Origin of the sequence: Alkalihalobacillus sp. AL-G (genome assembly GCF_030643805.1) — a bacterium.
In the GTDB taxonomy this organism is placed as follows: domain Bacteria; phylum Bacillota; class Bacilli; order Bacillales; family Fictibacillaceae; genus Pseudalkalibacillus.
This window is the reverse complement of sequence record NZ_CP094656.1, coordinates 630,178-655,245: the sequence shown is the minus strand read 5'-3', so window position 1 is coordinate 655,245 and position 25,068 is coordinate 630,178. Positions and strand designations below refer to the sequence as shown.

Sequence of the window (25,068 nt, the reverse complement as noted above, 5' to 3'; positions counted from 1 at the left end):
GGTTCCATTAAAACCTGTGATCGCCCTTTTTCGTCGTTCGTGGACATCATGCGTCTCTTATGATTCCCTTGGACTACACATTTTGGCCATTCAAGGTACCATGGTTCCTATGATGATCATTTTTTCGAAAAAAAATCGGATGGCGCTAATCAAGCACCATCCGATTCCCATTTTACTTAAAAACTGGGTCCTTAAATTGTGTGAGTTTTTCAAGAGATGATTTTTCAACATCCCGATGAAGGCTGTTACCGTGAGAATCCATCGTTACCACAGCCGTGAACCCTTCTACCTGAAGGTGCCACATCGCTTCTGGAATTCCGAAGTCTAACAGATCGACGCCATTAACTTTTTTAATACACTCGGCATAATACTGAGCGGCACCGCCAATCGCATTCAAATAAACTCCGCCGTGTTCCTCAAGTGCTTTTAACGTTTTCGGCCCCATACCACCTTTACCAATAACAGCGCGGATTCCGAATTTCTTCATGATGTCTCCTTGATAGGGCTCTTCACGAATACTTGTCGTAGGACCTGCAGCCATGACATGGTACTCACCAGATTCATCCTTTCTCATAACAGGACCACAGTGATATATGATCTGGCCATTCAAATCAACTGGCGCATCGTTCGACATCAAATGCTTATGAATCGCGTCACGTCCGGTATGCATTACACCATTGATCTGCACAACATCACCTACGTGAAGTTCACGGATTTTCTCCTCAGTAATCGGCGCTTCAAGAACGACATCACGTACTTTATCCTGACCTTCAAGGGCTGCCGCCGCTTTTTCCATTTCCTTTTTAAAATCAACCTTTTCGCCGTCCTGGTAGAGCCACTCTTGGACTTCACCCGTTTCAGCGTCGAGCTTAAAGCCTAAACGACGATATGCCCAGCAATTGTATGCGACAGAAACGAAAAAGCTAGCAGGAATCCGGTTCATGACACCGACTTTACAGCCAAGTAACGTCGTTTCACCGCCAAAGCCCATGGTACCAATGCCAAGCTCATTGGCATTATCCATCACATATTCCTCAAGCTTACGAAGGCCCTCATTTGGGTTTGTATCCTCTACAGAGCGGAACAGCTGCTCTTTAGCGAGTTCGTAACCCGATGTACGGTCTCCACCTATGCCGACTCCGATGAACCCTGCACTACATCCCTGACCTTGTGCTTGATAGACCGAATGCATGATGCACTTACGGATTCCGTCAAGATCACGACCTGCGCGACCAAGCCCTTCAAGCTCAGTCGGGAGGCTATATTGAATATTTTTATTTTCACAACCGCCGCCTTTTAAAATGAGACGAGCGTCGATATAATCCTTTTCCCATTGCTCAAATTTTATGATAGGAGTGCCGGTACCGAGGTTGTCTCCGCTGTTAGCCCCTGTCAATGAATCAACCGAATTCGGACGTAATTTACTATTTGCCGTTGCATCCGTAATAGCTTCCTTGATCGCCTTTTTGATCTTAAGTTGGTTAACACCGACAGGCACCTTGATTTTGAATGTCGGTAATCCTGTATCCTGACAAATCGGTGATACATTTTCATCAGCTTTTAAAATGTTATCGCTGATTGTATCTAAAGACATTGCCGCACGTGTCCCAGCATTCTCTTGAGCTTTTGCTTTTGCGATCGCTCGGCGGACATCCTTTGGAAGGTTTGTCGATGTTTCAACAATCAACTGATACATACTATCCTTTAGCTTCTCCATTCCCCAATGACCCCTTTTCATGATTGTTAAAAATAACTTCAAACGAATCTATACTAATTATAACAAATTACTCTTCCCAATCGTGACGGAACTGCTTACACTTCTCCTCCAACTCATCCAGCATCGCGATAATGCGATCGATTTCCTCTATTCCCGCTGTTTCAGGATCCATCGTATCAAAAACCTTTAACAGCATATCCATCCGGTTGTGTATATAGTGCATTTGTGTTGATTTATCATTGATTGCATTTCCCATTTGTAAATCTCCCTTCTTTCCGTTACCATCATAACAAATTTTTTCCGATTGGTGGCATTCGCACGAATAAATGGAATTGCTTTACAAAAGTAAGTTAAAACCTTACACTAAAGGAAAACGGAAGCGATCTTGAGCACTTGTGTGCTTTAGTTACACCTATCTATGCAACGATTATATCTCAGGTATCAAATTTGAGGTGATGACAATGAATTACGAAAACATGTGCCCTAAATACGAAGCAGCGATCGAAATTATCGGTAAAAAGTGGACAGGGCTCATCATTCGGGTTTTACTCTCTGGACCTAAACGGTTTAAAGATATTAAAAAGCAGATCCCTGACATGAGCGATCGAATGCTGACGGAACGAATGAAGGAGTTAGAATCTGTCGGCATCGTCAAACGTGAAGTATACCCCGAAACTCCTGTACGGATTGAGTATCAACTTACAGATAAAGGGATCTCGTTAAAAGATGTGATTGGAGAAATCCAACGTTGGAGTGACCATTGGATTAACGCGGAGAATAAACGAAAATAATGAAAAACAAGGGCGGACTCATAAAATAATCTGTACCCCTTGTAAAGGACAATTTTAAAAAAGGCTAGGCTGCGTTAAGAAGATGATCTCTGTATTGAACGGGGGTCATCTTTTTCATATTCCATTGGTATCTATAGGAGTTGTAGTATTTAATGGCAGTTTTTACTTCCCGTTTAAGATCTTTCAGTGTTTTACAGGATTTTATTTCAGCTAAATCTTTGAAATGACCAAAAAAGGATTCCTGTGGGGCGTTGTCCCAACAATTCCCCCTTCTGGACATGGACTGGCCCAGTCGATGTTTCTTCACCAACTTTTGATATACAGGGCTGGTATAATGACTCCCTTGATCAGAATGGATGTAGGCTCCTTTAGCCAGTTTAACCTTCCTATTCTTCTTTAACTTCTTAAGCGTGTCCATAGCGATGTCGAGCGTAATTCGATCCGAAACATTATGGGCCAATACTTCATTGGTAGAGGCATCTATAATGGTTGATAAATAAGCCCTTTCCCCTTTCCCGAAGTAGAGATATGTGATGTCTGTAAGCAGCACCTTATAAGGTACTTCCTGTTTGAACTCTCTGTTAAGCTGGTTCGAAACGACTTTGTGCTCCTGGGTGGCTTTCATAATACGCTTGTAAGGATTCGCTCTCCGGATAGGACATACAATGCCATACTTGTTCATGACTCTCCCGATTCTTTTAAGGTTATAGACAATATTAAATTGACCTGCCAGTATCATTTTAATTTGGCGGGCTCCTTTTTTACGGTTCTTAAAGTGAAAGGCTTTGAGAATAACATCCCGGACAACTTCATCCTTTTTCTCTTTTTCCCTTCTTCGCTTTACTTGTTTCGCTGAAAAATAGTTATAGTAGCCTTGACGAGATACGCCTGCAGATTTACAAAGGTAAGTGATCATGTTTTTTAACTTATATTTCTCAATGACGTATCGAATGAGGACGAACTTCTGATCAGCTGATAAGATCAGTTCTTTTTCTTTAGCCCCCTTTCGGCGAACTTTATCTTTTTTAGCAATTCGTTCTCTGCTTTCAATAAATTATTTTCCGCCTCTAACCTTGCATATTTTTCTTCATTGGAAAGTTCTCTTTTCCTTGGTCTTCCTGATTGTCCTCTTCTTGCATCCTGAAGTCCCAGTGCTCCATTTTTACGATAGGCTTTCCCCCACCTTTCAGCAGAACATTTAATACGTCTAGTTCCAATAATCTCTGTATCAAACCCGTACTCTTCAAAAATCTCTCTAGAGAATTTCCCACGTTCCTTTTGAACAATAAACAGCTGCTTGAATTCATCAGTATAGATGATGGCCTTTGAAGTAACGGACTTAACATAAGGATTTTTTGATAATAGTTCGATCTCTTTTTTTGTGAAGCATTTTTTACTCATGTGTGTTCTCCCATCCCATTTTTCACTCTAATTGTACACAAAAAGACCCTGCAGAGTAGACCTTTTTTAATGTGTCTACTCTACAGGGTACAGATTAAAAAGGTCAGGCTCTGTTTTTTGCGAAAGATTCCCTGACCTATGGAGTCGCCCCGTAATTTTACTAATTGGTCATGTTAAAACGTAGAGTCAGATAATCCTGAACTGGTATCCAAGCTCCAATACCTTGATGTGTTACGTTTTTCACTTCAATCTTCTTTTTACTACCTTTTAAAACAATGTACACCTCACCATATGTGACACGTCCCTTTTCATTGACGGCAGGGACGTAGCCATATAAATATCCAACTTTCTTCGGCTGAATATTATAAACGTTATCCTTTTTGGTTCCTCTACCAATTACGGTCTCAAAAGAAAGCGGTAGGTGTGTTTTCTTAGATGCAGTGATCATCATCATCTTTTTTACATCTTCACTGTTCGGAATTTCGGCAGTAAGTCCACCACTAACCTTCTTCTCATTTTCTTGAACAAACTTCAACTGTTGGATTGTCTTTCCACCACGGTTATTCAACTGATTGACATTCACTTGCTGATATTCCCAGTTCACATTCGTTTCCGATGATTCATAATTCAAAGGCCATTCACCAAGATAAATTTTGGCTCGATATCCGACTGCTGTTTTTGTTGGAGAAATCGTCGATTCATTAAAGAGTCGGATCAGTTCCGGATTCTCAATCTTAATCTTTGTTGTTGAAAACATATCTCTCGTCAGTTTACTTGGTTGAAGATCAGGTAAATCCTGTGTCGCATTTGGATATGTGTTTTCCTTTGAAATTGAAACGGTTGAATTCGGAATTGTAATACGGTCATCGCTTTGTTTGTCTTTTGCTGAAAAGACCTGATCAGGCCACAATAATAAACCTAAACAGGTAATCAAAATACCTACCTTCCTCATATCGCACATACTCCTTTCATACCCTTATTTTTTTCCGCTATTGCTAAAATGTGCATGCCAATTTTTTCAAGTAGGAATGTTTTATCAGGCTTCCTCAATTAAACGCCACGACAATACAGAGATATCTTCAGGGTAATGATGATAGTCAAGTACACCGCGGATGCTTTTTAGAAAATGATCTGGCACGACAATCGCCGCAATATCCTCTTTTTTAAAACGGAAATCACCTATATGACGCCATTCCCGCTCCCGATAAAAGGTATGGCCCTTTTTAGGCTGGAAATCGGTCAATTTTATAAAATCATTGATTGGATGGTCGCCATTTAAATATTGATCACGTTCAGAGTGCTCAGCAGACAAATAAAGGACAGGAATAAACAAATCATGGATGACGTTTGCTTTAAATCCGATCGCCGCCCGTCCATAATAAACGGAATGGTTGAGGAGGTCCTTGAACGGGATATCCGTTGTACAACAAAAAGCGTTCGTCTTATATGATCCGACCTGGTCTTCACCAGTTGCTTTTAAGATTTGCGATTCAATGATTGACTCGACCAATGCAACCGACTCGTCATCCGACTTCGGTTGGCTCTTTTGCAAAAGCTCGTCTGGAGTAAGGAGACCCGTGAAACTTCCTGTCGGGGATCCGGTAAAATGCCAATAAATTCTCGAATAGTATCGCTGCATAAGAAAAAACACCCTTCCGTCGGAGCTTACTAACAGAAAGGGTGCTCATTTCAACGTGATTTATGTGTGATTAGGTGATAGTCCTCAGCATTAGTTTATATAGAAAGTATTCTGAGATAAGCTTTCCAAGGTCCGACGTCTTCTTTATATCGATGTGCCATCACACGAGAAATTTGTGCAATATGAGTGAGGTCATGGACAACCCATGTTGAAAGTAATTGATGTAATGTAACTTCTCCAAACTCAGGGTGTATACCTTTTAATGTATAATCTGATTCGTTAACTATCAGAGTCCTAAGACGTTTTAGGTTTTCTTCGCGCAAACTGTTAAACTCTTCTAAAAGTTGATCAAGAGACTTCTTTTTATTCCGTTCAACGTGTTCAAACCGATCGAATGGAGGAAAGTCCTTTTCTGTCCCTTCTTTTAAAATGATTTCAATACGAACGATCCAATTATTGATTTCACCATCGATCAAGTGCCCGACTACATCAAATGCACTCCACGTCCCTTCAGCTTCATTACTGCTGATCCATTGTTCTGATAATCCTCCAACCATTGAGTTCAACGTAAATGGTGTCCTGCTCAAAATTTCTATCGCTTCATCCAATTTAAATTGCATTCGATCGCCTCCTAACAGATTAAATTCTGTAAAAATAAAAAAGACTCCTGCTGAAGGAGCCTAAAACTTTGTCTATGCATACAACATTCCTCACATATGAAATGCCTTGCGTAATTTTACAATGTTCAAATTTCCATTGTACACGAGGTCTAACATCTTTGTGCCAATCCATTGGGTACAAAACGCAAACAAAAAAATCCACCATCCAACGAAAAATGCGGTAATAAAAAAGAGGATTCCATTTATCCAGAACATGACCTTTCCAGGTGGCTGATCGAGTGCCTTTGAGAGGATATGGGCAAGTATCGCCATTCCGCCTGAGGATGCACCGTTCCGAAAAAGAATCCCTACCCCAATTCCAAACAGGCAGGCTCCAAAAAGTAAATCGACCCATGGTACCGAGATCGGTTGTTTCATCCATAATCCGATCATATCGACAGTAAGGGATGTAATGGTAACTGCAAAAATCGTCTTACCAGCAGATGCAGCACCAAGAAATCGAACAGCTGCAAACAATAATGGGACATTCACGAGCCAGAGTGACCAACCGAGCGGAATGCTCCAAAAATACTCGTTAATGACGGCAATCCCAGCCGCTCCTCCAGATGGAATATGGTGCGGAAACAAAAAGATCCCCATTCCGAGTCCTTGAATGATGGCCCCAAGTGCAAGTTGACCGAACTGTTTTACGCTCTGACCCATTCGGCTACCTCCACACCTTTAATTTTGCCTTGCAACAAACCGTTTTTTTGATCAATCTCTATATTATTTTCCCATGCATCTGTTTTTATATAAATAACGAAATGTGTAGTAAATCCCCTGTTCATCAACCTGAATTCCACTCTGCCCATCACCTTTTTGTAATTTGAAGTCACGCTACAAATCATGTAAATCTCTGGTATAATACGGTAGAAGTTCGTGTGCAAAAAAAGTTCAGTCTGTCATAACTATCAAAAATGTATCAGCTTACGGGGGGAAGTACAAGTTATGCGTACTGGTCGTTATCGATTCAATGTGTTGATTCTCGTTGTATTCGTATCTGGATTTGCACAGGGAATGCTGTTGCCTTTGCTTGCGATTTTATTAGAACAAGCTGGGGTATCATCGACCTTAAACGGATTCAGTGCATCAGCTTTTTACATTGGAATCATGTTGGTTTCACCATTTTTGGAGAAACCGTTACATAAATTTGGATATAAAAAATTAATTATTGCCGGAATCGCTTTAACATGCATATCAATTCTTATCATTCCTGTTTGGCAGGCAATCTGGTTTTGGTTTATCCTCCGGTTGATCATCGGGATCGGAGATAACATCTTTCACTTTGCAACCCAGGTTTGGCTCACAACAATGAGCAATGAAGGGAATCGCGGCAAGAATATTTCCATTTATGGGCTTTCATTTGGACTAGGATTTGGTGTTGGTCCAACAATGACAGGCTTGATTGAGATCCATCCCGCTTTGCCGTTTGCGATTGCTGCTTTATTTTGTATGATTTCTCTTGTCCTTTTACTGCGTATTGAAAATGAATACCCTGAGAACATCCAGACGACGGCTGTTCAAAGTACGTGGAAGCGTTACGGGGCTGTTATTCGCTTATCTTGGGTCGGTTTGATGGCGACATTCGGCTATGGTTTTTTAGAAACGGCCGTTCACGGTATCTTTCCCGTTTATGCTTTAAGAGAAGGGTTGGGACTAAATGCTATCACACTTCTCCTACCCGCATTTGTCGTCGGCGGGTTGATTTTTCAAGTACCACTTGGGTTAATGAGTGATCGAGTTGGCCGAAAACCGGTACTCATCGTCTCATTATTTATTGGTGGGTTTAGCTTCATCATGATGAGCTTTTTCGACTCACTTTTTGTATTAACCGGTTTATTTGTCATCGCAGGATTGTTTTTGGGATCGTTGTTTTCAATGGGGATTACATACATGGCCGACTTACTTCCAAAAGAGCTTTTACCCGCAGGGAATATCCTCGCAGGAATTTGTTTCAGCCTGGGAAGTATTTTCGGCCCATTAGTCGGAGGAATCTCAATTGAACTATTTGATGAAGGAAGCCTTTATTACACTATTGGAGGCGTAATGCTCCTCTTATTTGTGATCGTATCTTTTTACCAGAACAAGCCGTCTTCCATCCATGCAATAAACCATTCGAGAGGTTAGGTGATAATGAAATGCACCCAATAATCGGAAAAATTCCATATAATTATTACGAGCCTGAAAAAGCTGCAGCAAATAAACGTGTCACTTTGATCCTTTATCATGGATGGGGTTCAAGTATACGCAATTTGGATTCCCTAGCTCAGATTCTTGCAAAATGGGGCTATCACGTGTTTGCACCTGAAATCAGATACCATGATACACGAGACGGTTTAGCCGATCCGTTTAATAGGGAAATTCAGGAGAACTATTTTTGGAAAACGATTTTAGAAAGTGTGCCAGAGGTTGCTTAGTTTTTCAATGAGATTTATAGCCTCGAACCATTTTCAAATCATAAAACGGTTTTACTCGGTAGTTCGATGGGCGGATTCATAACTTCTCGAGCTTTTCTTATGGATGATCGTTTCGACGGTTTAATCAATTTAAATAGTTCAAGCTCCTGGGTCCAGTGTGAACGAAGCTTTCAAAATGCAGGATTTAAGCCGTCTGCATTGTTTCAAGAAATCGAAAGACACGATCCAGTCGCTTACCTGGACATGCTTGAAGAACGACCTGTTTTACTTTTACACGGCGAAAACGATCAAGCTATTCCCACTAGAACACAACTCGATTTTTATGAAAAAGCCCGGACATTTTATGCCGATACGAATAGAATTACATTAGAGCTTTTTCCGAACATCAACCATACGACAAGCTTATCAATGGTTGAGCGAATTGTGGACTGGCTAGAATCAACGTTTATTCCTCAATCTCAATAGAAATACTAAATACGAGACAGAAAAATTGACGGGGTCCACCTTATCGTTTTAAAATTGTAATCAGCTGATAATTATTATAAATAACAGTTTGCGTTCAATAGGGACTAACCTTCCATTGAACAACCTTTAACTATGAAAAAGGAGTCGATCTAACAATGAGACTACGTACAGAAATGCCTGAATTCGCAGGCGCTACGGAATGGCTGAATGGTGAAGTATCGAAGGAAGAACTAATCGGAGATAAACCGACTCTTGTTCACTTCTGGTCTGTCAGCTGCCAACTATGTAAAGATGCAATGCCCAACATTAATGAATTCCGTGATGACTATAAGGATGAGTTGAACGTAATTGCGGTTCACATGCCTCGTTCTGAAAAAGACCTGGATATTGATCAGGTTAAGGAAGTTGCTGCAGAGCATGGTATTACGCAACCGATTTTCGTAGACAACAAGCACAAGTTAACCGATGCTTACGAAAATCAATACGTTCCGGCTTATTATGTTTTTGATAACGAAGGCAAGCTGCGCCACTTCCAAGCAGGCGGAGATGGCATGAAGATGCTCACGAAACGTGTAAATCGCGTACTCGGGAAATAAATAGAATAAAAGGCTGACTACAGATTACAGTAGTCAGCCTTTTGTTTTAAACAAATTGGAAAACACCTGATAAAAATAAGATTTCTCTACAACAAAGGACCCCAGCCATCATATCGCCAGGATCCTCTCTTCAAATCTATCTCTTTTTCACATTCCGCTCATAAATCCGATACATAAATGCACAAATTTTAAAGAAAAGAACGCCGATCAGACCACCAACCCCGTTCAACAAAATATCATCAATGTCAAAGATTCGATTGGCGTACATGAACTGTGAATATTCAATGGCAGTACTTGTTCCAAACGAGATCCAAAACATGAACTTCAAGCGAGATAATGGTCGCCAAATCAACGGAAGCAGGAACCCGAGCGGCATAAACAAGAGGATGTTCCCTATGATGTTTTTAAACATCAGCCATGGGTTTCCGCTCTCCCACATTAATTCAATGCTATCAAAAAGTACAAGATTAAAGGACTTCCCGTACACATAATAATTAAACGTTAGCAAGGTTGAATAGATGAGCACAGCAAAATAGCTTACAAAGAGTACGATCCCAATCCATTTCCACTTTCTTCGAACTTGATGATGTTGAGTAGGAGAATTCTGAATTTGCATCTGGCTGTGCTTCCTTTCTTGATCGACTTCAAAACTACAAATAGTGTAACATACTGAGAGGACTAGCTGTAACCAGTTTATGACTGCCTTTATCTGGTTATCCCAATCGAAAAAGATTGCCCCTAAAAAAGTATAAGGCCAGACAACCCATTTACAGCATGTGTTTAAAATTGCTGTAAATACGAAGAAGTCTGACCTAATCACCATATTATTCAATTCTGATCACGTTTGTGTTAATTGTTACAAATGATCTTGCCTAAACGTTCGGTTAATCGAATGTTTTCTTTGTAGTCAACTGGACAATCAATCAGTACTGGCTTATTCATCTTAATCGCTTTTTCTAACAACTCTTTAAATTCTTCAGCTTTTGATACCTTTAATCCTTCCATACCAAAAGATTTCGCAAGCTGTACAAAGTCAGGATTTCCGAATTTGATACTCGAACTTCGTTTAAACTCGTTCATTTGCTTCCACTCAATGAGTCCATAACGATTATCCGTCCAGATGATCACAACGATTGGTAAGTTTAAACGGACCATTGTTTCAAGATCTGGAACGGTCATAAGAAAACCACCATCACCCGCTACAGCAACAACATTTTTATTGGGAGAAGCAAGTTTAGCACCGATTGCACCAGGCATCGCAATCCCCATCGAGGCAAATCCGTTTGAAATCAAGCACGTATTGGGTTCGATACAGTGGAAATAACGTGCAATCCACATTTTATGTGCACCGACGTCCGAAATCAAAATGTCCTCATCGTTAAGTACATCACGAATGTCTGCAACAATCTTTTGTGGTTTCATCGGAAAGGAAGTATCTTCGTTATGCTCGTGAAGGTCCTCAAGAATTTGTTCCCTAAGCTTTTGCAGGAATTGATTGGTTTCTTTTCGTTTATTTATTTTTTCAGTAAGCGCATTTAAGTTTTCTTCGATATCACCGACGAGACCTACCTTGATCGGATAATACGCATCCACTTCTGTCATTTGTGTATCAATATGGACAATCGGCTTTTCCCCCGTTGGATTCCAGGCTGAAGGTGAATATTCAACCATATCGTAGCCAACTGTAATAATCAGGTCCGAGTCATCAATCCCACATGTAATATGGTCTTTGTCCTGCAGTCCCGTCGTCTGCAGATTCAATGGATGCTCCCATGTAATCGAGCCTTTTCCCATGAAAGTACTTGTAAAAGGTGCATTGAGCTTTTCAACAAACTGACGAAGTGCTTCAGATGCCTTCATTCGGGTGACCCCATTGCCCACAAGTACAATTGGGCTTTTTGCCTTATTAATAATCGAAGCAGCCTTATCAACTGCCTCATCAACAGCTCTCGTCAATAATTCATTCGGCAACGCTTCCAACGGTGTCCCTTCCACCTCCAGCGCTGCAATATCCTCAGGCAATTCAACATGAACTGCACCAGGCTTTTCGCTTGTCGCCTGCTGGAAAGCTTTTCGAATAACTTCAGGAACGATGTCTTTGTCCCGAATCGATGTATTCCATTTCGTTACAGGCTTGAACATCGAAACAATGTCATAATACTGATGAGATTGTTTGTGCTGACGCTCTAATCCAGCTTGTCCAGTTATTGCGACAACCGGGGCCATATCCATGTTCGCATCAGCGACACCTGTTACAAGGTTGGTAGCGCCTGGACCGAGAGTTGCAAGGCATACCCCTGGTTTACCTGTTAATTTTCCATATAAACCAGCCATAAAAGCAGCCCCTGTTTCGTGCCGTGCTGTAATAAAGTTTATTTTTGATTCCTTGACCGCATCGAGAAAATCAATATTTTCCTCTCCAGGAACACCAAAGATGTATTCTACACCTTCATTTTCTAAGCACTTAAGAAATAATTCAGATACACGCATTATCTAATCCCTCCATTTTTTATTCTTCAGGTGTTTGAATGTACTATGTAAGATAAAGGACTGACCCAATAAGTGAGTAAAAGCAGGATCAGTCCTTCCTTATGTTAACGACTTAGTGGTATCCGTTTTTCTTGTTAGCAGAACTACTCGTCTTATGCTTGCTATCAGTTTTATGCTTTTTGTTATTTTTCACATTGTGGTTTTGTTTGTTATTGCTCATTATCATTCTCCTCATATTCAAGAGTACAGTTAGTTTTTCCTTGAAAAGCTTATATATTCTTAAATAAAACGTAACTGGAAAAAGCCTTAACGTTTTAAAACGTGCCAGGTTATTTTCGGATTTTGTTCAATGTCGCATTGAGTTCACCACCAATAAGCAGCATCATCCCTGATAAATAAAACCAAAGCATCAATACGATAATTCCACCGAGACTCCCATATGTAGCGCTGTAATTACTAAAACTGTTTACATAAAAAGCAAAGCCCCATGAAACCAGCTGCCATCCGATTGTTGCGACGACTGCTCCAATCCAAACATCCTTGACGATGAGCTTTTTGTTCGGTGCAAACACATAAATCATTGTAATAACCCCTACAATGAGAACCGAACTGATCACCCATCTAATTGCATTCCATATCGATTCAAAGTGAGAAAGACCTATGTAAGTAAAAAGCTTCCCGATCATTTCACCGAAAACAGGGAGTAACATCGCTACGACAATAATAAACAGCATCCCGAAGGTTAATAAGATCGCCACCCCACGGGCCAGGATAAAGTGTCGATTTTCCGGTACATCGTACGCTTTGTTTAATGCCCTTATAATTGCATTCATTCCATTTGATGCCGTCCAAATCGTGATAATGATCCCGACAGAGAGAATTGTACCCCCCTGTTGATTGATCACACTCATATTTTCCAAAATAATATCCATTAGTTCTGGCGGTCCATAAACATCAATTAACCGAAGTAATTGGTTTGGGTCAACAATAGACGTAATAAATGTGATCGAGACAATAAGGAAGGGGAAAAGTGACAAAAGGAAGTAATACGCCAGCTGCGCTGACAAGTCCAATACACCGTCATTCCGGAAACGTTTGAAAAATTCCCGCCAAATATACGTTGTATCGGACACCATTCTTTTTCCCATAATTGCCACTCCCCCAAGTTTCAATTTGTACTATCTATTAGATTTTTGGTGGTGTATTTAAATTAGTCGTCGGTGTATATAGGTTTTCGCTAGTTGTATTTAGTGTATTTGTCGGTTTTTGATTAATGTCTGTGAGTTCCTTACCTGCTTCTACAGCAGTTAATGAAACATCCTTTAACTCATTCCCGACTTCTTTAAAACTTGAATACGTTTCTTTCGAGTGTTGATTGACATCATCAACTTTTCTTATAACGTCCCTTACCTCATTGGCAAGTTCATTTAAAGCTTTTGATGTCGTATCCATTGTATGTCTGATTGTGTTCATTATTATGGTGGGATCATCCTTTACGGTTCTAAATGCATTGGTTGTCTGATCCTTAATTTGAACGGATCTATTCTGAACATTTTGTCTGGTGCTTTTATCAATTAGGGCGGTAAGGCCACCAATGGCTGCACCAATTAGAATTCCCCTCCACAAAAGGTTATTGTTATTTTTACTTTGAACTTGTGGTGTCGTTTGAACATTTGATGCATATGGTTTATAACCTGGTTGAGTCATACCTATCTCTCCTTTTTAAAATTCGTACATACTATGTAATTTCCCCAGTAATGTAAAAAGCCAAACATGACTGCAAAGGTTTGTCGTTGGTTATTAGTGGATAATGTACCGATACATTCTAAATTAAAAAGTTGTTCTTTTAGAAACATCTTAGACAAGGCATAATGCATTTCGGCTTTAATTATTAGTGAAAACGGAGAAATATGACGAAAGTAAAGTAAGAACTTTTGTAATAAATTGTTTTTTAAAAAAAGATAACAAAGAAAAAGAATTTTTGAGATTATTCAGAATAATAAATAAGGACAACACTTAGATTGGGGGAAACATGATGGTTAAAAACATAATTGAGTACTTTCAAGAAATCACTTTTGAGGAATTCCTTGGTGATGTGAGTGGTCTTGTATGGGGACCGTGGCTGCTCATTCTACTAGTCGGTACTGGTGTTTACTTGACGTTCCGACTCGGTTTTTTACAGTTCTCATTACTTCCCTACTCATTGAAATTAGCCTTTAGCAAACGGCAGGACAAAAAGTCGGAAGGAGACATTTCCCACTTCCAGGCTTTGATGACAGCACTTGCTGCAACAATTGGAACTGGTAATATTGCAGGTGTCGCGACAGCTGTTTTCGTCGGGGGTCCTGGTGCCGTCCTTTGGATGTGGATTAGTGCACTATTCGGAATGGCGACAAAATACGCTGAGGCAATTCTTGCTGTTAAATATCGTGTTAAAAACAAAAACGGTGAAATGTCTGGCGGTCCGATGTACTATCTTGATAAAGGTTTGAAAGCAAAATGGCTCGGTGTACTGTTTGCATTCTTCGGTGCCTTCGCGGCATTCGGGATCGGAAATATGGTCCAATCGAACTCAGTTGCACTAGCCGTTGAAACATTTGGTGTTCCAACATGGATTACAGGACTTATCCTAATGGTATTGACGGGTCTTGTCATTCTTGGAGGAATTAAAAGCATCGGACGTGTTGCATCCTACCTTGTCCCTTTCATGGCTGCTTTCTATGTAATTGGAGGTCTTGTCATTCTAGTGATGAACATCGACTTGGTTCCTAACGCGGTCGGTCTGATTTTCTCTGATGCATTTACAGGTCAAGCAGTTGCCGGTGGTGCTCTTGGTACGGTTATTCGTTATGGGGTTGCACGAGGTGTATTCTCAAACGAAGCAGGCCTTGGTTCTGCGCCAATCGCCGCTGCTGCAGCAAAAACGGATTTCCCTGCTCGTCAGGCGTTAGTGTCAATGACCCAGGTTTTTATTGATACGATTGTGGTTTGTTCAATCACTGGAATCACTCTTGTCATGGGCGGCATGTACGATGGGGATTTGAACGGTGCTGCATTGACTACTGAAACGTTTAAAAGCTTTTTAGGTACTCCAGGAGCATTGATCGTTACGATCGGTTTAATCCTGTTTGCCTATTCAACTGTTCTCGGCTGGTCCTATTATGGAGAAAAATGCTTTTCATACCTCTTCGGAGATGGTTCAGTTAAGTTTTATCGATTACTTTTCGTTGTCGCAGTATTCCTCGGTACAACCGTATCGCTCGGAACTGTTTGGAAACTCGCTGATATCTTCAACGGATTAATGGCCGTGCCGAACTTGATTGGACTTCTTGGACTTTCTGGAGTTGTCGTGGCGGAAACGAAGAGATTCCTTGCCGCAAAACGAGAAGAAGAACGAAAAGAAAATACAGTTTCGATGTAAAGAAAACTTAGCCATAGGCGAAAGCAGAGTTGTCCTTATACTATAAGAAAGTATCTATACTTTCTTAACATGTAAGAAGAAAAAGGGTTGGCACATGTCCAACCCTTTTTTTTAACCATTTACAACTTTTAAATAATACGTTCGTATCCGTGGTCCATCGAATTCACAAAAATAAATGCCTTGCCACGTTCCAAGCACAAGTTCACCATTGTCGATCATGATCACCTGTGAATTCCCTACCGTACTGGTTTTTAAGTGGGATGCTGAATTTCCCTCGGCATGGCGATACTTCGGATGCTCCCACGGATATACTTCATCCAATCGCATCAACATATCGTGCTTTACATCCGGGTCTGCATTTTCATTAATCGTAATTCCCGCAGTAGTGTGGGGACAATACACATAAACGATCCCGTTTTTAATCCCGCTCTTTTTTACCATGGATTTCACATTCGTTGTTATATCAATCATCTCGTCCCGCTTATTCGTTCTCAGCGTTTCTTTGTAAAGCATTCGTTACCTCCTCATGCTTTTCGTTATCTTCTTCCACTTTGCTTTTTCCTGCTGCTGTGCACGTTGATTATTTTTCCGCTCCAAATACGCGAGTTCCCGCTGCAATTTTTTATACGCACTATATCGTTCATCGGTAAGTTCACCTAGCTCGATTGCTGCGTTAACAGCACAACCCGGCTCACCCTCATGTTGACAGTCGCGGAATTTGCACAATTCAGCCAACCCTTCAACATCGCGAAAGCTTTCCGACAAGCCTTCACTTGAATTCCATAATTGCAGTTCGCGCATTCCCGGTGTATCGATCATCAGCCCACCTTGTGGCATGAGAAACAGCTCGCGGTGAGTCGTTGTATGCTTTCCTTTATCATCACCCTCACGAATTTCCTTTACTTTTTGAATATCACTGCCGAAAAGCGAGTTGACGAGGGTTGACTTACCTGCACCTGATGAGCCAAGTAGTGCCACGGTTTTACCATCCTGCACATATTGGGTTAGTTCATCTAATCCTTCCCTATTCTGAGCACTAATTATATGATAAGGAACACCAAAAGCGACTGTTTCTAATTCATTTACCCGCTCTTGTACCTCCTCACACAAGTCCGCTTTACTTAAAACAATCACCGGATTTGCACCGCTTTCCCATGCCATGATCAAATATCGTTCAATCCTGCGAACATTGAAGTCATTGTTCAAGGCGTTCACGAGAAAAACGGTATCGATGTTCGTTGCGATGATCTGTTCCTCTGTCGTTACACCCGCCATTTTCCGAGAAAACTTACTAGACCTCGGTAAAATCGAGTGAATTGTGGCCGCTTGATCGCTTTCCCGAACATCGCACATGACCCAATCCCCTACCGCAGGATAATCCTCACGACTCGATGATTCAAACCGCATCTTCCCAGAAATTTCGCCTTTTACTTCACCAAATCCCGTTAATAATGTGTACATTCCTTTATGTTCTAATGTAACTCGACCTGGAACGTATCCTTTTTCCAACCATTCACTTGCTTGTTCATTTCGTTCATTTGTGTAACCTAGTTCAGTTAAATTCAATGTAGTATTCCTCCTGTTTTTTGAACAAAAAACCACCGGTACTTTTTCCGATGGTTTTTCAATAAATTTTTTCCTCAAATAGTGGTCAAAAGGAGGATAAAAAGAGCCGCAATTTCTGAAATTCAACTAAGTACGTTACGTCCTGTAACAACGTTGAACTGACTCACATCCTGTGAGCCCGAGGCATGACAGTCTCGAGGACCGGAACGTATACATTAATACGTGAGGACCGAAGAGACCGAATAACGAAGAAATACGACAGCCATATTTACCGGACTTTTTGACCAACAACTAAAAAACCATAGGCTAACGCACAGCCCATGGTTCAACGCTCAAAAAACAGAGAATTCAACTAATTTTAAAAGCCGATCACCTTAAGGGGCTGTGCAGAATATACAATTAATTCGCAGTTCATTCCATTGATTGCATCCATAACACATACCTCCTTAAAAGACTAAGATTTGTTTATATTATATGCTGTCCAAATGTAAATGTAAACAGAAGAGTTAAAATCTAGAAAAAATTTTGCGCAAAATTGGTCTCTTATTTATTAAATGTTTCGATAAATTGGAGAACTGCAGGTCCTAACAAGACGATGAATAAACTAGGGAAAATGAACAAGACTAGTGGAAAAAGCATTTTGATCGGTGCTTTCATCGCTTCCTGTTCGGCCCTTTGTTTACGCTGGTCTCGAACCTCTTCTGACTGAATGCGAAGTACGTTCACCATTCCGATGCCAAGCTTTTCTGCTTGAAGAATACTACTTATCAGGCCACTGATTTCATCGACAACCAATCGATTACGAACTCCACGCAATGATTCTCTTCTCGTTCGTCCAAGCCGGATTTCCTCAAGACAACGGTGAAACTCCATTGAAAGGACACCTTCTTTTTTTGAAACCACTTTACTAAGTGCTCCGTCGAAACCAAGACCTGCTTCAAGGCTGACTGTTAAAAGGTCAAGAATATCAGGGAGCTCTAATAATGCTGTTTTGGAACGTGCCTTTATTTTACTCTTTATATAAAATGGTGGCATGATGAATGCTACAACTCCCCCTACAAGTCCCATTAATAAAACACCCGCAGGATTAAAATCCATCAATGTCCCCCAACCACCAGCCATTACTGGGAATAAAACGATGATCCCAAGCTGAATCAACCGGTATTCGAACGGTGTCATCCCCATTGGATTGCCGGCTTGAAGAAGCAGTACCTCCAGCTTAGCCTGTTTCTCACCTGGAATCTTTCGTTTAAATCCTCTACGAAATTCCCTCCACATCGGTTTGAATACCCTTTTGTGAAGAGGGAGTTTCGACTGGTCATCCTGAGACCAATCTTTCTGTTCGTTATTGTTTACAAATGAGGATAGTCTCCGTTTTAATACGTTTTTTCGTTCACTCCGAAACACGTAGAATGAATAAAGAAACAACGTGACCGTCGCAAAAAAGCTGATGTACATCATTTCTTTACACCTCGATCGTTGTCATTTTACGAATTAATATAAGTCCGATAATACCTGATACCAAACTGGCTCCAAGCAGCGCCATGCCAATTGGATTTGTGAATAATGATCCGATATATTCTGGTTCGATTAAATACAAAATGATTCCTAAAATGATTGGCAAAAGCCCTATTACAATACCAGAGAGCTTGCCTTGTGCGGTCAATGTCTTGATTTGACGCTGTATCTTCGTCCTATCGCGGATTGTTTGTACAATTTTGTCGAGGACCGATGCTAAATTCCCCCCGACCTGACGTTGAATAAGAATCGCCTGGATCATCAATTCCAAGTCTTCACTTGGCATTCGTTCATGCAATTCATTTAGTGAGTCCTCCAGAGTACTTCCATATTGCATATCTTTTAGCAAATGTCCAATTTCATCCTTAATCGGTCCATCTGCTTCTTCAACCACGGTTTTCAATGCCTGTGGAAAACTGAAACCTGCACGAAGAGAACCGACGATTGTTGTGATCATATCTGCGAGTCCATCGTTGAACTTTTGAATCCGTTGCTTCTCTTTTCTTTTCATCCACATCATCGGAAACGTATAACCGATCACCAGCCCCAAAACAAGAAAGAAAATTTTTCCTGATATCAAATAGAATAACGCAGCCCCTAAGGCTGTTGATATCCAACGGAATAAAATGAATTCTTCAGGCTTCAGAGGGATGCCTGCCCGTCTCAGAATGTTTTCTAGTTTTTTGCTCTTGCCTTTTGAAACCTTTGAGCCAAGCCTTTGTTTATAAAGCTGTATTTGTAAAATAAGGTTGAATTTTCTTTTATCTAGCTTCGGTTTATCACTCATCGAAAGGTAATATTTCATCCTTTTGTTCAAACGTTTGTTTGAGAAAAAAACAAGCTGCAGAATTGCATAAAAAAATAGGAATGATGTGAATGACGCAAGAACAATCAAATAGTAATGCATTATGACCACTCCTCTTGCGATAAAAAGACACTCGGTGGAATTGTAATCCCAGATTGCTCGAGCAGTTCATAAAATTTCGGACGAACTCCTGTCGGAGCAAGATGCCCTATGATTTTCCCTTTTTCATCTACACCTTGCTGACGGTATTCGAAAATATCCTGAAGAACAACTATATCTCCTTCTAACCCCTGAACCTCAGTGATTTTCGTAATTCTACGAGAACCATCCTTAAGGCGGGATTGTTGGATAATCAGGTCGACTGCCCCGGCAATTTGTTCGCGGATTGCTTTTATAGGCAAATCAATACCTGCAAGGAGTACCATCGTTTCCAAACGAGAAATCATATCACGTGGACTATTGGAGTGACCTGTTGCTAGAGATCCATCATGTCCCGTATTCATCGCCTGGAGCATATCAAGAGCCTCACCTCCACGCACCTCACCGATTACAATTCGATCGGGCCGCATACGTAGCGAGTTCCGGACAAGATCCCGAATCGCGATGGCACCTTTCCCCTCGATATTCGGCGGTCTGGACTCAAGCGAAATGACATGTGGTTGACTTAATTGAAGCTCAGCTGCATCCTCAATGGTAACAATTCGTTCATCTTCAAAAATGAACGAAGACAGAACATTCAGAGTTGTCGTTTTACCAGATCCTGTTCCTCCAGAAACAAATATATTCAGCCGGGCTTTAACGCATGCCTCAATGAAGGTTGCCATTTCCTGAGTTAACGTTCCAAAATTGATAAGGTCATCGATTTTGAACGGATCTTTTGAAAACTTACGAATTGTAATCGTCGGACCATTCAATGCTAGTGGCGGAATGATCGCATTCACACGAGAGCCATCCGGAAGACGTGCATCAACCATTGGTGAGCTCTCATCAATACGACGTCCGAGCGGTGAAACAATTTTATCAATTACATTCATCACATGGTCATCATCACGAAAATGAGTATCTGTCAGCACGAGCTTTCCTTTTCGTTCAACATAAACCATCTGTGGACCGTTGACCATTACCTCGGTTACGTCAGGATCCATTAAAAGTGGGTTAATTGGACCGAACCCGGTTAAGTCATGGATTAGTTCTTCAACCACTCGCTTACGGTCAATTGCACCACGTAACGAATCATCCTCTTTAATGATTTCGATTGCCATTGCATCGAGCTTCGGAATGATTTCTTCGACGTTTGTATCATTTAAATCATCCAGAATACGCTTATGTAGCTTGCTTTTCAGCTCCTGATGCTTGTTATTCGGTTTTGGTTTAGGTTTAACCTGTTTCTTTTCTGTTCCAGTATTCTTTTGTTGATTCCGGAAGGCCGACACTAAATCTTTTTTCGGTGCTGAGCTTTTTTCCTCTAGTTCGACTACATCAAAATCCTCCGTATCCCTTTGCTTATTTTTTTCCTGGCTTTTCGCCTGAACCTTATTCAATAAGCTCATTCTGTTCCCTCCTTAACACGCTTTGACTTTTGAAAAAACTTAGACATAAAGGAAGGTGAGGAAGGTTCATATACTTTGATCTCCCGCCGTGACGTCAACTGTTCTGCCATTTTGAATACCGACTTAGCGAGCTCTGTCTTCCCTTGATTTACGACAAAGGGAATTCCGATATTTAACGACTGTATCGACGTTTGAAAATCGTTTGGAATATAAAGAGGCTGATCTACTTCTAATATATCTGGAACATCACCAGCATTAATGACACTTTCCATTGTTGAACGATTGACGACCGTTTGAACCTTATCCCGTAAATCAAGCGTATCCAATGTCTCAAGCATAAGCTTTGTATTTTTTAGCGTGGACATTTCAAGGTTCGACAGCATAAGTATTTGATCTGCCCTTTCAATTAATGGTAGTGTCTGATCATTCAGACCGACTCCGGTATCTACAATTACATAATCGAGTTGAGAAAGCATCAAATCTAAAATCCGGTTAATATTTTCAGATGTTACGAGCTCTGAATACTCTGGTCGATCAGGCGCTGATAACACTCGGACGCCGCTTTCATGTCGGCTGAAATAGCTCGCAAGCCCAACCTCATCCAGTTCATCTATATCTTCAATCGCATCTTTTATCGTAAAAGTGGATTGTAAATCCATCGCAAGACTTACATCACCAAACATAAAATCGCCATCAAGAATTCCGACCCGGATGTTTTTTTTACACAAAGCAACGGCCAAGTTGACCGTCATAATTGTACGGCCAACTCCACCTTTTGCACTGCAGACTGCAATCATTTCACCGCGCTTTTTTCTCTGCTGTTCCGATTTATTAGTTGTCATCTTCCGCAGCCCCCTTAGGTTCGACCCGACTACGCAACGCGATATGAATGTTTCCTTTCTCATTTGAATTCACGACTTTTACTGCTTCTTCTGGACGTAGTTCTAACGTTGCGGAGGTGTATTCCACATAAGGTTCTCCCTCTGTTGATTCCAGCATACGACGACCGACAGCGAGGACCCTCGTGTTTTCAACGATGATCTCACTAATGAACTTGTCCCCTTCTTTAAAGGTTGCAATGACATCAACGTTGTCTTCTGGTTCGATCAAATTGGAAACCGATTGTGGAAAGTTTAATCCGACTGACACTGCACGAAATCCATCGCGGACTTTTCTAGAAACAAATAACGATTCTTCCTTCGTATTTTGAAGGTGATTTGAGAGCAGTGTTTCTCCTTTTACTATGTTTGCTGTTGAAACCAATCCTATTGCGTCCTCAATCTCGGTGACCGTGTTCTCATGGACACTTTGTTCTGGGACAGGTTTAAGTTCAAGCATGTTCTTTGAAATCAGATGATTCCGTTTGATCTCTCCTGTTGCGACAACCACTTCTACCTTCGTTTGGCTTGATACCGTTTCCGAATCATATTGCTTCATATAATTGAAAAATAAAACGGTAGTGATGATCCCCATTATGATTGCAAGCATTAATACAAGTTTTGACCTCAATACCTTCACCTACTCTGTTAGTCTTATTCCATATGCTCCGAAGTTTTCAACCGTTGGATCTATGTATCCTGTATCTGGCCGGTTGATAAACATCCCCGTAATTTCTGTGCTATTTCCATGAATCGGTTCAGTTATATAAAAATAGGCAAAGCCTACGACTTCAATCTTTTTCATTTGGTTTTCATAATATTCATATGGTTCATAAATAGGAATTAACAAAATCCTTGCGCAGTCCCTCGGATTTGCACCGGCCCTCATTTCTTCTTCAGTTACAGTACACTCATTGACCAGTTCATTGATAACTCTTCTTGTTTTTCCAGCGACGTTACCTGTCTGTGTCTCTAAAATATCTCCTACGCCTATTCCCTCTTGGTATCCGTGTCGTAAGTTCTCTTCATAGGTTTGGGACCCACCACCACCGAGGGCAAGAATCCCGAATACCCCAGTATCATTATCGTGAGGGCCTACCTTCAGTGTATATTCTTGGTATAATTGAGGGTTAACAGACCTATCAATCCCGAGCGGAGCAACACCGGTGGCACTTGACATCGTACCGATTTCAGCTGCCGCATGAACTTGAACTGGTGCTGATTCCTTTCCGAAAAGCGAAGAAAAATAAAGTGGAACCTGTTTTTCTAAATCAACAGCGACCTTATCCTTCATGTTTATTTGCATGTTCTCCAAACTATCAAGCTCTGTATGCTCAATAAGAACTTTTTCAGCTACCTTGCGAACCTCATCTTCATTAGTGGTCAATTCTTGAGCACCCGATAATACCGCAGCATTTGCAACCTTTTGCAAATGGCTTTTCGTCATATAAAGTGAACCACCATCAATAACGAGACCAAGGATTGCGAGGATTGCAAGCATCGCCAACCCAATCAGTACGATTGAACTTCCAGATTCTTCTCTAATCATTGTTAACCGTTTTATCATTAGAACGAAACGCCTCCTTCATCTTACTCCACCCGAATCGTAGAATCTGTTGTGAGTACAATTGGTGACGGAAGAACATCGGAAATAAAAGGAGTAATATACTCTACTGGATATTCTAAAGTAACCGTTACGTAATCACCGGATTCTCTTGTCGAATCATCAGGACTGATGGATACTTGTAAATGAGATGGGTCGCCAACATGAATGTAATCATGGGCAAATTCGGTTATCGTTGCGTCATCTTCACCAAGTCCTCCAAGTCGTACCGTTTCCTGGGTAGCGAGTTGAAGGTGCATATATGTATACATAATCCTTCCCATGTCAAAAATCCCCATTAGGATAAGTAAAAGCACAGGCAATACAAGGGCTATTTCAACAAGGGATTGTCCTTTTTCACCTTTGATCATGAAATCCACGCCTTCCCAACAAAACTAAGAATAGCTCCACCAGCAATCGCTACACCATACGGGTACTTCACTTTCATCGATTCCTTTGTTAGAGCCAGCGGAGCGTTAACACCCTTTGTTCTAGCATATAGCCATTTGATGTAGTAGCTGAAGCGCTTCAACGATCCACCACGGAACAATAAAATACCCAATGCCAACAGCCCACCTATAATTGCCATATAAATTGAGGTGTTGATTACAAATGCTGGACCTTTCAGAGCTCCAATTAATGCAAGCAATTTAACGTCCCCTGCTCCCATACCACCTAAAAAGTACGGAATCAAGAGAATGCTGAATCCCATACTAAATCCGAGAAGTGAGGTACCAAACCCTGTTAAACCATTAATCAACAAATGTGAAAATAGCGCCACGATGAGTGCAGGAAAAATGACTTTATTATAAATAAGACGCTTTCTCACATCCGTGATTACACAAATGGTTAGGACAATTAGTAATAAAGTGTCAAACCACAAATGAATCCCTCATTTCATCTAGAAAAAGGGGATGGCTCCTCATTACGAGCCAACCCCATTTGAAAAAATCAAGTAGTTGAAGATCCGCGGCCTTCAATTGCTGCTAAAGCAGCATCGAACATTTCTACGATTTCACCTTTAAGTAATACTAGAGTTCCTACAACTGCTACAGCAATAACACCTAAAACTAGTCCATATTCAGTCATACCTTGTCCTTGCTCTTCTACTACTAACCCTTTTAATTTGTTCATCATGATACTCGCTCCTTTAGATTTTGGATTTGGACGCTATGTCCGATTTTAATTTTCTTCTTGTTGATTGTTCCTGCTGGTAATTCGATTACAGATTCCGTCCCCTTATGATGCTTTCCTATTGTTCCAGGACGGAAATAACATTCTGCTGCAATGATCTGATTCGATTCATTTAAATACAGAACGTCAATTTCGTATTTCATAAAATACGAATGGATTGATCGGCAGGGTTGAATGTGGATCGCGTCACCTTCTGGAAATGATGATGTAGATGTAAACATAAGTCCTTTTAATCTTTTTATAAAAGTGTACGCCGGAATCACATTCTCTGCGATGATCGTTCCGGTTGAAAGGTTAACGAGCTCCATTATTCCACCTCCTTCTTCAACATAAAATAACCCTGCCTTTACCGAAAGCA

General features: G+C 40.9%; 29 protein-coding genes. 6 read left to right on the top strand and 23 right to left on the bottom strand.

Going from position 1 to position 25,068, the window contains the following annotated elements:
• Window positions 1-172: 172 nt before the first annotated feature.
• Together MOJ78_RS03330 and MOJ78_RS03325 are read right to left on the bottom strand one after the other, a co-directional pair.
• Window positions 173-1,717 carry a fumarate hydratase gene (locus MOJ78_RS03330; protein WP_304979818.1) on the bottom strand — a complete coding sequence of 515 codons (1,545 nt, stop codon included), beginning with the start codon at window positions 1,715-1,717 and terminating at the stop codon, window positions 173-175.
• A gap of 67 nt (window positions 1,718-1,784) precedes the next feature.
• Window positions 1,785-1,973, bottom strand: a complete 189-nt coding sequence (locus MOJ78_RS03325) for an SE1561 family protein (protein ID WP_304979817.1) — start codon at window positions 1,971-1,973, stop codon at window positions 1,785-1,787.
• 205 nt (window positions 1,974-2,178) lie between these two features.
• Here MOJ78_RS03325 and MOJ78_RS03320 point away from each other — a divergent pair, with 205 nt between their 5' ends.
• Entirely contained in the window at window positions 2,179-2,508 is a 330-nt protein-coding gene (locus MOJ78_RS03320; RefSeq protein WP_304979816.1) for a winged helix-turn-helix transcriptional regulator, read from the top strand.
• Window positions 2,509-2,572: 64 nt separating this feature from the next.
• Here the strand turns inward: MOJ78_RS03320 and MOJ78_RS03315 are convergent.
• From MOJ78_RS03315 to MOJ78_RS03295, 5 genes are all read right to left on the bottom strand, one after another.
• Window positions 2,573-3,909, bottom strand: a protein-coding gene (locus tag MOJ78_RS03315; protein WP_370529741.1) for an IS3 family transposase whose coding sequence is annotated in 2 segments (ribosomal slippage) — window positions 2,573-3,498 and window positions 3,498-3,909 — 1,338 coding nt in all. Because the reading frame shifts where the segments join, the coding sequence is not laid out codon by codon here.
• Between the two features lie 160 nt (window positions 3,910-4,069).
• Window positions 4,070-4,861 (bottom strand): YfkD famly protein, encoded by a 792-nt coding sequence (locus MOJ78_RS03310; RefSeq protein WP_304979815.1) that lies wholly within the window; start codon window positions 4,859-4,861, stop codon window positions 4,070-4,072.
• A gap of 84 nt (window positions 4,862-4,945) precedes the next feature.
• Window positions 4,946-5,548, bottom strand: coding sequence for an abortive infection system antitoxin AbiGi family protein (locus MOJ78_RS03305; protein WP_304979814.1), 603 nt, complete (start codon window positions 5,546-5,548; stop codon window positions 4,946-4,948).
• A 95-nt stretch (window positions 5,549-5,643) separates the two neighbouring features.
• Window positions 5,644-6,168 carry a DinB family protein gene (locus MOJ78_RS03300; protein ID WP_304979813.1) on the bottom strand — a complete coding sequence of 175 codons (525 nt, stop codon included), beginning with the start codon at window positions 6,166-6,168 and terminating at the stop codon, window positions 5,644-5,646.
• A gap of 90 nt (window positions 6,169-6,258) precedes the next feature.
• A complete protein-coding gene (locus MOJ78_RS03295; protein WP_304979812.1) occupies window positions 6,259-6,870 on the bottom strand; it encodes a YitT family protein in 612 nt (203 codons plus the stop codon).
• A 285-nt stretch (window positions 6,871-7,155) separates the two neighbouring features.
• Between MOJ78_RS03295 and MOJ78_RS03290 the strand changes: the two genes are divergently transcribed.
• The 4 genes from MOJ78_RS03290 (at window position 7,156) to MOJ78_RS03275 (ending at window position 9,685) form a co-directional block, all read left to right on the top strand.
• On the top strand, window positions 7,156-8,334 hold the full coding sequence (locus MOJ78_RS03290) for an MFS transporter (protein ID WP_304979811.1): 1,179 nt from the start codon (window positions 7,156-7,158) through the stop codon (window positions 8,332-8,334).
• An 11-nt stretch (window positions 8,335-8,345) separates the two neighbouring features.
• On the top strand, window positions 8,346-8,624 hold the full coding sequence (locus MOJ78_RS03285; RefSeq protein ID WP_304979810.1) for an alpha/beta fold hydrolase: 279 nt from the start codon (window positions 8,346-8,348) through the stop codon (window positions 8,622-8,624).
• A 12-nt stretch (window positions 8,625-8,636) separates the two neighbouring features.
• Window positions 8,637-9,089 (top strand): alpha/beta hydrolase family protein, encoded by a 453-nt coding sequence (locus MOJ78_RS03280; protein WP_304981169.1) that lies wholly within the window; start codon window positions 8,637-8,639, stop codon window positions 9,087-9,089.
• A 155-nt stretch (window positions 9,090-9,244) separates the two neighbouring features.
• The gene (locus tag MOJ78_RS03275) at window positions 9,245-9,685 is read left to right on the top strand and encodes a redoxin domain-containing protein (protein ID WP_304979809.1); all 441 of its coding nucleotides are present in this window, start codon (window positions 9,245-9,247) and stop codon (window positions 9,683-9,685) included.
• Between the two features lie 136 nt (window positions 9,686-9,821).
• Here MOJ78_RS03275 and MOJ78_RS03270 read toward each other — a convergent pair whose 3' ends face one another.
• From MOJ78_RS03270 to MOJ78_RS03255, 4 genes are all read right to left on the bottom strand, one after another.
• On the bottom strand, window positions 9,822-10,301 hold the full coding sequence (locus tag MOJ78_RS03270) for a VanZ family protein (protein ID WP_304979808.1): 480 nt from the start codon (window positions 10,299-10,301) through the stop codon (window positions 9,822-9,824).
• A gap of 233 nt (window positions 10,302-10,534) precedes the next feature.
• Window positions 10,535-12,175, bottom strand: coding sequence for an acetolactate synthase large subunit (locus MOJ78_RS03265; RefSeq protein WP_304979807.1), 1,641 nt, complete (start codon window positions 12,173-12,175; stop codon window positions 10,535-10,537).
• Between the two features lie 329 nt (window positions 12,176-12,504).
• On the bottom strand, window positions 12,505-13,323 hold the full coding sequence (locus tag MOJ78_RS03260; RefSeq protein WP_370529759.1) for a YihY/virulence factor BrkB family protein: 819 nt from the start codon (window positions 13,321-13,323) through the stop codon (window positions 12,505-12,507).
• Window positions 13,324-13,360: 37 nt separating this feature from the next.
• Window positions 13,361-13,882 (bottom strand): YtxH domain-containing protein, encoded by a 522-nt coding sequence (locus MOJ78_RS03255; RefSeq protein ID WP_304979806.1) that lies wholly within the window; start codon window positions 13,880-13,882, stop codon window positions 13,361-13,363.
• Between the two features lie 328 nt (window positions 13,883-14,210).
• Here MOJ78_RS03255 and MOJ78_RS03250 point away from each other — a divergent pair, with 328 nt between their 5' ends.
• Entirely contained in the window at window positions 14,211-15,596 is a 1,386-nt protein-coding gene (locus MOJ78_RS03250; RefSeq protein ID WP_304979805.1) for an alanine/glycine:cation symporter family protein, read from the top strand.
• Between the two features lie 111 nt (window positions 15,597-15,707).
• Here MOJ78_RS03250 and MOJ78_RS03245 read toward each other — a convergent pair whose 3' ends face one another.
• The 12 genes from MOJ78_RS03245 to MOJ78_RS03190 all read right to left on the bottom strand — a co-directional run bounded on the left by MOJ78_RS03245 (window position 15,708) and on the right by MOJ78_RS03190 (window position 25,018).
• On the bottom strand, window positions 15,708-16,109 hold the full coding sequence (locus MOJ78_RS03245) for a secondary thiamine-phosphate synthase enzyme YjbQ (RefSeq protein ID WP_304979804.1): 402 nt from the start codon (window positions 16,107-16,109) through the stop codon (window positions 15,708-15,710).
• 3 nt (window positions 16,110-16,112) lie between these two features.
• Window positions 16,113-17,162: a ribosome small subunit-dependent GTPase A gene (gene rsgA / locus MOJ78_RS03240; protein ID WP_304979803.1), complete on the bottom strand. Its 1,050-nt coding sequence runs from the start codon at window positions 17,160-17,162 to the stop codon at window positions 16,113-16,115.
• A gap of 543 nt (window positions 17,163-17,705) precedes the next feature.
• A complete protein-coding gene (locus tag MOJ78_RS03235; protein ID WP_304979802.1) occupies window positions 17,706-18,623 on the bottom strand; it encodes a type II secretion system F family protein in 918 nt (305 codons plus the stop codon).
• 4 nt (window positions 18,624-18,627) lie between these two features.
• Window positions 18,628-19,587 carry a type II secretion system F family protein gene (locus tag MOJ78_RS03230; protein ID WP_304979801.1) on the bottom strand — a complete coding sequence of 320 codons (960 nt, stop codon included), beginning with the start codon at window positions 19,585-19,587 and terminating at the stop codon, window positions 18,628-18,630.
• Window positions 19,587-21,035, bottom strand: a complete 1,449-nt coding sequence (locus MOJ78_RS03225; RefSeq protein ID WP_304979800.1) for a TadA family conjugal transfer-associated ATPase — start codon at window positions 21,033-21,035, stop codon at window positions 19,587-19,589. The genes MOJ78_RS03230 and MOJ78_RS03225 overlap by 1 nt, the downstream gene beginning before the upstream one ends.
• Window positions 21,032-21,877 carry a CpaE/TadZ family protein gene (locus tag MOJ78_RS03220; protein ID WP_304979799.1) on the bottom strand — a complete coding sequence of 282 codons (846 nt, stop codon included), beginning with the start codon at window positions 21,875-21,877 and terminating at the stop codon, window positions 21,032-21,034. Before MOJ78_RS03220 ends, MOJ78_RS03225 begins: the two co-directional genes overlap by 4 nt.
• Window positions 21,867-22,544 carry a Flp pilus assembly protein CpaB gene (gene cpaB, locus MOJ78_RS03215; protein WP_304979798.1) on the bottom strand — a complete coding sequence of 226 codons (678 nt, stop codon included), beginning with the start codon at window positions 22,542-22,544 and terminating at the stop codon, window positions 21,867-21,869. Before cpaB ends, MOJ78_RS03220 begins: the two co-directional genes overlap by 11 nt.
• Before the next feature lie 9 nt (window positions 22,545-22,553).
• Window positions 22,554-23,480 (bottom strand): pilus assembly protein TadG-related protein, encoded by a 927-nt coding sequence (locus MOJ78_RS03210; RefSeq protein ID WP_304979797.1) that lies wholly within the window; start codon window positions 23,478-23,480, stop codon window positions 22,554-22,556.
• A gap of 23 nt (window positions 23,481-23,503) precedes the next feature.
• Window positions 23,504-23,887, bottom strand: coding sequence for a TadE/TadG family type IV pilus assembly protein (locus MOJ78_RS03205; protein WP_304979796.1), 384 nt, complete (start codon window positions 23,885-23,887; stop codon window positions 23,504-23,506).
• Window positions 23,884-24,399 carry an A24 family peptidase gene (locus MOJ78_RS03200; RefSeq protein WP_304979795.1) on the bottom strand — a complete coding sequence of 172 codons (516 nt, stop codon included), beginning with the start codon at window positions 24,397-24,399 and terminating at the stop codon, window positions 23,884-23,886. Before MOJ78_RS03200 ends, MOJ78_RS03205 begins: the two co-directional genes overlap by 4 nt.
• Before the next feature lie 68 nt (window positions 24,400-24,467).
• A complete protein-coding gene (locus tag MOJ78_RS03195; protein ID WP_304979794.1) occupies window positions 24,468-24,653 on the bottom strand; it encodes a Flp family type IVb pilin in 186 nt (61 codons plus the stop codon).
• Window positions 24,650-25,018, bottom strand: coding sequence for a DUF192 domain-containing protein (locus tag MOJ78_RS03190; RefSeq protein ID WP_304979793.1), 369 nt, complete (start codon window positions 25,016-25,018; stop codon window positions 24,650-24,652). Before MOJ78_RS03190 ends, MOJ78_RS03195 begins: the two co-directional genes overlap by 4 nt.
• Between the last annotated feature and the right edge of the window lie 50 nt (window positions 25,019-25,068).

What these genes read in the sequence shown, in the direction of transcription:
- MOJ78_RS03320 (WP_304979816.1), top strand. Translation starts at nt 2,179, where the DNA reads ATGAATTACGAAAACATGTGCCCTAAATACGAAGCAGCGATCGAAATT.
- MOJ78_RS03195 (WP_304979794.1), bottom strand. Translation starts at nt 24,653, where the DNA reads ATGATGAACAAATTAAAAGGGTTAGTAGTAGAAGAGCAAGGACAAGGT.
- MOJ78_RS03325 (WP_304979817.1), bottom strand. Translation starts at nt 1,973, where the DNA reads ATGGGAAATGCAATCAATGATAAATCAACACAAATGCACTATATACAC.
- MOJ78_RS03285 (WP_304979810.1), top strand. Translation starts at nt 8,346, where the DNA reads ATGCACCCAATAATCGGAAAAATTCCATATAATTATTACGAGCCTGAA.
- MOJ78_RS03260 (WP_370529759.1), bottom strand. Translation starts at nt 13,323, where the DNA reads ATGGGAAAAAGAATGGTGTCCGATACAACGTATATTTGGCGGGAATTT.
- MOJ78_RS03265 (WP_304979807.1), bottom strand. Translation starts at nt 12,175, where the DNA reads ATGCGTGTATCTGAATTATTTCTTAAGTGCTTAGAAAATGAAGGTGTA.
- MOJ78_RS03235 (WP_304979802.1), bottom strand. Translation starts at nt 18,623, where the DNA reads ATGATGTACATCAGCTTTTTTGCGACGGTCACGTTGTTTCTTTATTCA.
- MOJ78_RS03330 (WP_304979818.1), bottom strand. Translation starts at nt 1,717, where the DNA reads ATGGAGAAGCTAAAGGATAGTATGTATCAGTTGATTGTTGAAACATCG.
- MOJ78_RS03275 (WP_304979809.1), top strand. Translation starts at nt 9,245, where the DNA reads ATGAGACTACGTACAGAAATGCCTGAATTCGCAGGCGCTACGGAATGG.
- MOJ78_RS03190 (WP_304979793.1), bottom strand. Translation starts at nt 25,018, where the DNA reads ATGGAGCTCGTTAACCTTTCAACCGGAACGATCATCGCAGAGAATGTG.
- MOJ78_RS03230 (WP_304979801.1), bottom strand. Translation starts at nt 19,587, where the DNA reads ATGCATTACTATTTGATTGTTCTTGCGTCATTCACATCATTCCTATTT.
- MOJ78_RS03225 (WP_304979800.1), bottom strand. Translation starts at nt 21,035, where the DNA reads ATGAGCTTATTGAATAAGGTTCAGGCGAAAAGCCAGGAAAAAAATAAG.
- MOJ78_RS03205 (WP_304979796.1), bottom strand. Translation starts at nt 23,887, where the DNA reads ATGATCAAAGGTGAAAAAGGACAATCCCTTGTTGAAATAGCCCTTGTA.
- MOJ78_RS03245 (WP_304979804.1), bottom strand. Translation starts at nt 16,109, where the DNA reads ATGCTTTACAAAGAAACGCTGAGAACGAATAAGCGGGACGAGATGATT.
- MOJ78_RS03310 (WP_304979815.1), bottom strand. Translation starts at nt 4,861, where the DNA reads ATGAGGAAGGTAGGTATTTTGATTACCTGTTTAGGTTTATTATTGTGG.
- MOJ78_RS03300 (WP_304979813.1), bottom strand. Translation starts at nt 6,168, where the DNA reads ATGCAATTTAAATTGGATGAAGCGATAGAAATTTTGAGCAGGACACCA.
- MOJ78_RS03290 (WP_304979811.1), top strand. Translation starts at nt 7,156, where the DNA reads ATGCGTACTGGTCGTTATCGATTCAATGTGTTGATTCTCGTTGTATTC.
- MOJ78_RS03270 (WP_304979808.1), bottom strand. Translation starts at nt 10,301, where the DNA reads ATGCAAATTCAGAATTCTCCTACTCAACATCATCAAGTTCGAAGAAAG.
- MOJ78_RS03255 (WP_304979806.1), bottom strand. Translation starts at nt 13,882, where the DNA reads ATGACTCAACCAGGTTATAAACCATATGCATCAAATGTTCAAACGACA.
- MOJ78_RS03220 (WP_304979799.1), bottom strand. Translation starts at nt 21,877, where the DNA reads ATGACAACTAATAAATCGGAACAGCAGAGAAAAAAGCGCGGTGAAATG.
- MOJ78_RS03250 (WP_304979805.1), top strand. Translation starts at nt 14,211, where the DNA reads ATGGTTAAAAACATAATTGAGTACTTTCAAGAAATCACTTTTGAGGAA.
- MOJ78_RS03295 (WP_304979812.1), bottom strand. Translation starts at nt 6,870, where the DNA reads ATGGGTCAGAGCGTAAAACAGTTCGGTCAACTTGCACTTGGGGCCATC.
- MOJ78_RS03305 (WP_304979814.1), bottom strand. Translation starts at nt 5,548, where the DNA reads ATGCAGCGATACTATTCGAGAATTTATTGGCATTTTACCGGATCCCCG.
- MOJ78_RS03210 (WP_304979797.1), bottom strand. Translation starts at nt 23,480, where the DNA reads ATGATAAAACGGTTAACAATGATTAGAGAAGAATCTGGAAGTTCAATC.